The 6,639-nt window shown below is 65.7% G+C and carries 7 protein-coding genes and 1 pseudogene; 3 read left to right on the top strand and 5 right to left on the bottom strand.

The annotated features are described in order from the left end of the window. The first annotated feature begins 520 nt into the window (after positions 1-520). The 3 genes and pseudogenes from dcd to AB0M26_RS22565 form a co-directional block, all read left to right on the top strand. On the top strand, positions 521-1,108 hold the full coding sequence (gene dcd, locus AB0M26_RS22575) for a dCTP deaminase (protein WP_365263613.1): 588 nt from the start codon (positions 521-523) through the stop codon (positions 1,106-1,108). Between the two features lie 31 nt (positions 1,109-1,139). Then, positions 1,140-1,649: a phosphoribosyltransferase gene (locus AB0M26_RS22570; RefSeq protein WP_365263612.1), complete on the top strand. Its 510-nt coding sequence runs from the start codon at positions 1,140-1,142 to the stop codon at positions 1,647-1,649. A 524-nt stretch (positions 1,650-2,173) separates the two neighbouring features. Then, positions 2,174-2,650 (top strand): annotated as a pseudogene (locus tag AB0M26_RS22565) (hypothetical protein); the annotation flags it as partial. Here the strand turns inward: AB0M26_RS22565 and AB0M26_RS22560 are convergent. The 5 genes from AB0M26_RS22560 to AB0M26_RS22540 all read right to left on the bottom strand — a co-directional run bounded on the left by AB0M26_RS22560 (position 2,548) and on the right by AB0M26_RS22540 (position 6,418). After that, a complete protein-coding gene (locus AB0M26_RS22560) occupies positions 2,548-3,063 on the bottom strand; it encodes a hypothetical protein (RefSeq protein WP_365263611.1) in 516 nt (171 codons plus the stop codon). The pseudogene AB0M26_RS22565 and the gene AB0M26_RS22560 overlap by 103 nt on opposite strands. A 1,044-nt stretch (positions 3,064-4,107) precedes the next feature. Then, positions 4,108-4,524 carry a VOC family protein gene (locus tag AB0M26_RS22555; RefSeq protein WP_365263610.1) on the bottom strand — a complete coding sequence of 139 codons (417 nt, stop codon included), beginning with the start codon at positions 4,522-4,524 and terminating at the stop codon, positions 4,108-4,110. A gap of 89 nt (positions 4,525-4,613) precedes the next feature. Beyond that, on the bottom strand, positions 4,614-5,228 hold the full coding sequence (locus AB0M26_RS22550) for a hypothetical protein (protein ID WP_365263609.1): 615 nt from the start codon (positions 5,226-5,228) through the stop codon (positions 4,614-4,616). Between the two features lie 43 nt (positions 5,229-5,271). Next, the gene (locus AB0M26_RS22545) at positions 5,272-5,727 is read right to left on the bottom strand and encodes a HEAT repeat domain-containing protein (RefSeq protein WP_365263608.1); all 456 of its coding nucleotides are present in this window, start codon (positions 5,725-5,727) and stop codon (positions 5,272-5,274) included. Positions 5,728-5,737: 10 nt separating this feature from the next. Beyond that, positions 5,738-6,418 (bottom strand): hypothetical protein, encoded by a 681-nt coding sequence (locus AB0M26_RS22540; protein WP_365263607.1) that lies wholly within the window; start codon positions 6,416-6,418, stop codon positions 5,738-5,740. Positions 6,419-6,639 lie beyond the last annotated feature (221 nt).

Raw genomic sequence — 6,639 nt, 5'->3', positions numbered from 1 at the left:
AGACGCCACCAAGCAACAGCCCGACGCAGCCACTACCAACGACGATCCGCCGACGGACCCACTGGATAGATCACAAAACCGCACTGGAGTACTAGCCGTCCGCCTAGCTGTCCGCCCCGGCCGTCCGCCTAGCCGTCCGCCTGGCCGTCCCGCCCAGCGGGCGAAGCAGCGCCCAACCCGGCACTGAGCGCGCAGCCCCCTGGCGGCACCGAGCACGTAGCGCCCCCCGGCGGTACTGAGCGCGCAGTTGCCCTCGGGGCGGGCGGGCGCGGGGCGGAGAGGGCCGCGGCCGCCGGATCGATCGCGCCACCCTCGCAGCGCGCGGAGGGGGGCCCACCGGCCCCGCCGCCCGCGCGCGACCGTTCCCGCCCGACTCCCGCCGTGCGCAGCCCAGTTGGGTACCCGACACCGCCTTCGCGCCCGCGTACCGCTCCCCCCGGGCCCGGCGCCCGCTCCCGCGTGGGTCGCTCCCCGGCTCCGCGCGTTCGTATGCGCAGGTCCGGTCCGTTAGTCTCGGTGCGTGCTTCTCTCTGACAACGACATCCGGACCGAGATCCACAAGGGCCGTGTGCGGGTCGATCCGTACGACGACGCCATGGTCCAGCCGTCGAGCATCGACGTCCGGCTCGACCGCTACTTCCGGGTGTTCGAGAATCACCGCTACCCGCACATCGACCCGGCCGTCGAGCAGCGCGACCTCACGCGCCTCGTCGAGCCGGAGGGGGACGACGCGTTCATCCTGCATCCCGGCGAATTCGTCCTCGCCTCGACCTACGAGATCGTCACGCTGCCGGACGACATCGCCTCCCGCCTGGAAGGCAAGAGCTCCCTGGGGCGCCTGGGGCTGCTGACGCATTCAACGGCCGGATTCATCGACCCGGGCTTCTCCGGGCATGTGACGCTCGAGCTGTCGAACGTCGCCACATTGCCGATCAAGCTCTGGCCGGGCATGAAGATCGGGCAGCTCTGCATGTTCCGTCTCACCTCACCCGCCGAGCACCCGTACGGATCGAGCAAGTACGGTTCCCGGTATCAGGGGCAGCGCGGGCCCACGCCCTCGCGCTCGTACCTGAACTTCCACCGCACGCAGGTCTGGCCGGAGCAGTAGCCGCCGCCGCGGCAGCCGAGAGGGGACAGTCGTGAGTGAGGAACGCGAGAACCTGACCTACACCCTCTTCGGGCAGGCGGCCCGCGAACTGGCACAGACCATCGCCGACGACGGCTATGAGCCGGACATCGTCCTCGCCATCGCTCGCGGCGGCCTCTTCGTCGCCGGTGCGCTCGGCTATGCCCTGGGCGTGAAGAACCTCCACGTCATGAACGTCGAATTCTATGAGGGGGTCGGGAGGACTCTGAAGGCACCCGTGATGCTCCCACCGCTTCCCAATGCGGTCGACTTCTCCACGAAGCGGATCCTGGTCGCCGATGACGTGGCAGATACGGGCAAGACGCTCAAGCTCGTACACGACTTCTGCGCCGAGCAGGCGGCGGAGGTTCGTTCCGCAGTGATCTACGAGAAGCCGTCTTCGCTGGTCAAGTGCGAGTACGTGTGGAGGCGGACCGATCGGTGGATCAACTTCCCGTGGTCGGTTCTGCCTCCGGTACGTAGGTCGGGCAAGCCGGTCACGCCTTCCAAGGATGCGCTGTAGCGGGCCTCTGACCAGCCCAGCCGCTCACGCTTCGGCGTCGCCTTCTTGTTCGGCTCTATCTGCTCACGTGTCAATGGCCTATTGGCGATCTTCGCGATCCGGGGGCGTGCCAGTGACAGCCAAAGACACCCGCAACCTGTAATCCTTTTTCACGGATTGCAATTCTCGCCGTCCTGGAAGACTTGGTGGTGCGCTGCACCTGTAAGAGACTCCCGAGCAGGAATGCGATGAACGGGAGGGCGGCCAAGGCCCCGCAGCGGCCTGTGAGGCCCGTTAAGTCATAGGCAGCCTTCACGACCCCTTGGCTCCGCTCTCGCAGGTATCTCGTCGCATGACGCAAACCAGGCGGCCACGAGCCGGACAAATCTGCTGCGAGGGGTGTGCGGAGGTACCGGAAGCCGGGGAGCAGGTTGAGCGGGTCGAGTCGTGGTCCAAGGGGATAGCTGGTTGCATGCCCGGTTCGGGCATCGTTTTGGCAGGTCGGAGCCTCGTGATCAGGCTCTGAACGACCTCCCCCCGCCCGAGGACGTGGGGTGGGCAGGGCGCTCATCGAGGTAACGGCCGACGCGGCTCGGATGGCGGGCGCGGAGAAGCTGTACTGGCGGACGCACGCGGACAATTCCACTGCGCGCTCTCTACGACTGAATGGCGCGCCACGAAGGATTTCTCGTTTACGAGCGCCCGCTCGTCTGACCTACCCTGCGGGGCCGCACTACGTCACGCCCTCGCCTATTCGCGCCATTCCACCGGGTGGAGGCGCCGACCCTTGTGAACGTGCATCGTTCACTGACCACAGAGGCGCGCCTCCCCCCTTCCGCAGCAAGCGGGTTGAACCGAATTCAGCGACGGAAATGTGGATCCGATCCGGGGTTATCCCAGCGGATCGACCGAGTTCGAGTCAGCATCCGCCGACATTAACTGGTCCAAAATCTGCGGCATTGGCCCAGACGGTGAAACCCGATCCCGCCTGCGCGTACCACGTGTTGTCGGTGGTAACTTGACACTGAATTTGGTACGAGCTCCCTTGCGGGAGATTCCGGAACGGGGGCACCTCGTCAGACGGGGCATGCCTCAGGTTGGCGCCCGAGGGATTGGTCACCATGGCCGCCGCGGTGCCGGGGGCCTCGGTACCCGGGCGGCCCGCGACGTTGCCCGTGCCTGCGACGTTGCCCGTGCCCACGATGTGGCCCGTGCCCACGACGTGGCCCGTGCCTGCGGTGTGCCCGGAGCCGACCAGGTTGTCGCGCCCGCCAATGTTGTTGCCATGGCCGTACACGATCGTGTCGTCGCCTGCGTAGCTCGTGCTCGGCACGGAGTCCTGGTGTCGGTCGTCCGCGTGGGCGGTGGACATGCCCACTCCCACGGAGACCATGGCCACGACCGCCGCGACTCCAAGCCGCACCCTCTTATGCATACCGTCCTCTTTTCCAGATGAGTGGGTTGACCTGCTTTGCGTCGGAACACTAATTGCGCACAGGCGTAACAGAATTTGATTGGTCCGATCGTGGGCCAAGCCTCGCAATGCGAGCAGACAGGGAACACGCTGAGCAACACCCACGGAATTTCGTTTCTCATGTGATGTTTTGAATGTCATGGACGCAGACGGCTGAATGAGCGTGTTCTGTCGGCGACACGCGGGACGCGCCACCTCAGGGCTGAGTGAGGGAACGTCAGGGTCGCCAAGGCCGTTCTGGCCCCGCGCCAACTCGAAACAACCTCACCCTCACCGCCACCGGCAGCCACACGCAGGCCAAGTGCGTCGCCCTGGACCGCTCCACCAACATCGCCACGATCAATCGGTAACTCCCTGGCACAGCAGCCGCTCCACACTGACCGGGTGCCGCGAATCATGCGCCGGACGCAAGTAGGCAGGCAGAGCGCCCCGGTGGGCACAAATGGCCCAGCCGGTTGAAAACCCCGCCCAGAGCCCCTCGTTGAACGAAGCCCAAAAGCCCTTCACGGGGAGGCAGCAGCGAGACCAGCAAGCAACCGCCGCCCCGTGCTGAGGTGTTCCACGGGTTCAGCACGGGGCGGCGGAATGCTCTGCCCTTGTTGGCGCGAAGGGTTCTGCACGAGCTGAGGAGCCCGCGAAGGCCAGCTGTCATCCAGCGCTACCTTCTCCACGGTCGGCCACCCTGACGGCCGGCTGACCGCCCCACATCCGCGGCCACGGCAGGGCCGTCACTACGAGCCGGATGATCGCTGCAGGTTCGGTGTCAGGGCGTTGGCAAGCGGGCCCTTCGCGGTGGCCTACGGGCACTGGGTGCGGTGCAGTTGCCGGGTCCCGGTGCCGGGGCCGATCAGTAGTCGGTCTCACCGAAGGTCGCTTCATCTGCGCCTGGTTGGAGGAGCGGTCCGGTGAGTGCCGGGGTCTTGATTCGGTGGACGGCCGGTCCCTTTGCCTGGTCCCGGACATGCCCCGGCGACCCCGTAGGGTCGCCGGGGCGTCGAGGCCGGATCAGGTCTGCTTTTCGCTGATGTTCACCATCCAGGTGATCCCGAACTTGTCCGTGCACATTCCGAAGACGTCCCCCCACATCTGCTTCTCCAGGGGGACGGACACCGTGCCGCCGCCGGACAACTTCTCCCAGTAGCCGCGCAGTTCGTCCGCGTCGTCGCCGCTCAGGCTCACGGCAATGTTGTTCCCGGGTTCGTGCTTCATTCCGGGCGGATTGTCGGCGCCCATCAGCGTGAATCCACTGGCGGTCTCGAGCATGCTGTGCATGACCTTGTCGGTGTATCCGGGCGGCGCCTCGGAGCCGAAGTCGCCGAAAGTGCTGACGGCCAGGTCGCCGCCGAAGACGTTCTTGTAGAACTCCATGGCTTGCTTCGCTTCACCGGCGAAGCTGATGTACGGGTTGAGACGAGAGGCCACAGCCAGTCCTTTCACGAGAAGAGTCAACTGTCATGCCGCGCCGCAGATGCAGCGCGACCCGCGTCCCGTGCGCGGCCCTGATGGGCCCGTCACTGCAACGCGACGAGAATGGGAACCAGCCCCTGGGCATTGCGAAGCGGTCGCAATGCCTTGCCGAGAATCGAGCCCAGCGCCTGTGAGGGCTCGCTCGCCTTCATCGCGTGTCCCGGGGTGTCGGACGTCGTCAGAAGATCGCCCACTTCGACGGCACTGCTCGTCGCATCGACCTGGCACGCGACCTTGCCCATCAACGCGACAGCGATCCTGTCCTCTTCGCCGCCCCTGTCGAGCACGATTCCCGGCTTGTAGTCGCCGGCGCCCGACACGACTCCCACTACGCGTTTGTCGTACGCGCGGCTTCCGAGGCAGAGGTTTCCGTCGTCACCGAGGACGACAACACTGCCCGGGGCGGGGTACTGGGACGCGGTCGCATCGACGTCGAACTCCTCCGCGCAGTCGGCATTCCTCAGGACGATGTCACCGTCGGCGGGGATCCTGATGTTGGTGCACTGAACATCCCGTACATCCACCAGAAAGCCTTTGAAGGTCCCGAATCCCGGTGGGGACTCGAAGGTGGTGGCCTTCACTTTTCCCGGACGGGATCCTTGGTTCTGGACGTCGATGAGGCCTTTCACGGTCACGGGACCTTCGAACGTCTCCGCCATGTTCCATCACCCCTATGTGTGCTGACCATTTGTGTGCCGGCCCTCAGGAGGGAAGCTGTCGAGCGACCTCGTGCGCGAGGTCCCGAAGGAACGGCACTCGTTCGGAGCGGGCCAATCCCGCCACCTGCTCCCGGTAACCGACGGGTCTGACCGTCTGCAGCGACCGCAGGGTCCATTTGCGGACGCCCGGATCGGTGTCCGTCAGCAGCTGCCCCGTCAGTTCGCTCGAGAGTTCCGGCTGCCGGCCGAGCGCGGCCGCTGCGCTGACGCGTACGACCGGATCGTGGTGGGCAGCAGCACGCCTCAGCACCGTACGAGCGGAGTCAGGAGTGAGGTACGCGGCCACGGTCGCGGCTCTGGAGGCAAGCGCGGTGTCGTCGGAAGCCGCGAGTTCTTCCAGGGCCGGAGTTGCCTCCGGTCCCAGGGACGAGGCGATGGCTGCATAGTGGGGAACTTCGGCTCGCAGGGCCCTGACGAGGTCATCCTTCTCGACAGCCATGACATCACCGTCAACAGTTCGTGGTGAAAATGGACGCATTCATGGTGACCACTTCTGTGGCGTTGATATCGGGCGGCGGATTCGTGATCGTGAAGGTTCCGCGTCCGGTCATCAGCCGATCCGGCTGGGCGGGGGGAGCGGCCGGGTCCGGTGGAGCCGGATCGTCCACATGCGCCAGCCCGAGAACGTGGCCCACCTCGTGTGCCAAGGTCCAGCGGGTGCCAGTACTGGCGACCACCGCGCCACCCCGGTTCGCCGGATGCTGTGCGCATCCCGCGAACGGCTGCACCGTGCTGCGCACGAAGTAGATCACCAGGTCCCTCACGCCGACGCTGCCGACGTTGGTGAACAGTTGAGTCTGTTCGGAGGTCAGGGGGGCATCGCAAGTGCCGACGTCCAGGTCCACGAGTGCGCTGAATGCAGTGCCGAACAGGTCTTCCCGACTGCCGACCCGCACGCCGATACCGGCACTGTTGTAAACAGTGCGCATATCGATCAGCATCCTCGAAACCGGGACCGGAGGCGGGGACAGAAACTTCAGATGCAGCGTCACGCAGCCATCGAATTCACATGGCGCATCGCGAAGAAGCGTGCGCAGGGACAGCGGGAAAGAAAGGCCGGCACGGTTTCCCACGTCCCGGACGCTGAGCGGAAGATGATTGATGAGGCAGGAATCGGAGAGGTTCGGCATGAGTGGTCCCCATCCCTGAGGATGTACAGCGAGCGTCCCGGATCCGCTCTCCATGCCCCTGTATCCACCATAGGGCGATCCGTCGGTGATCGCATATGCCGGGCCATTCGATGCTCGAGGGCCGAAGCGCTGCCCGATGCAGCCGCCGAACGACTCGGCAGGCTTTGGCTCCGTGTTGAAGTGGGCCCGTTCCAACTCCGGCTCCTCGCACTGCCGTTCCG

It is taken from the genome of Streptomyces sp. NPDC051776, from assembly GCF_040681345.1.
Taxonomy (GTDB): Bacteria; Actinomycetota; Actinomycetes; order Streptomycetales; family Streptomycetaceae; genus Streptomyces.
This window is presented reverse-complemented; position numbering and strand designations above follow the sequence as displayed.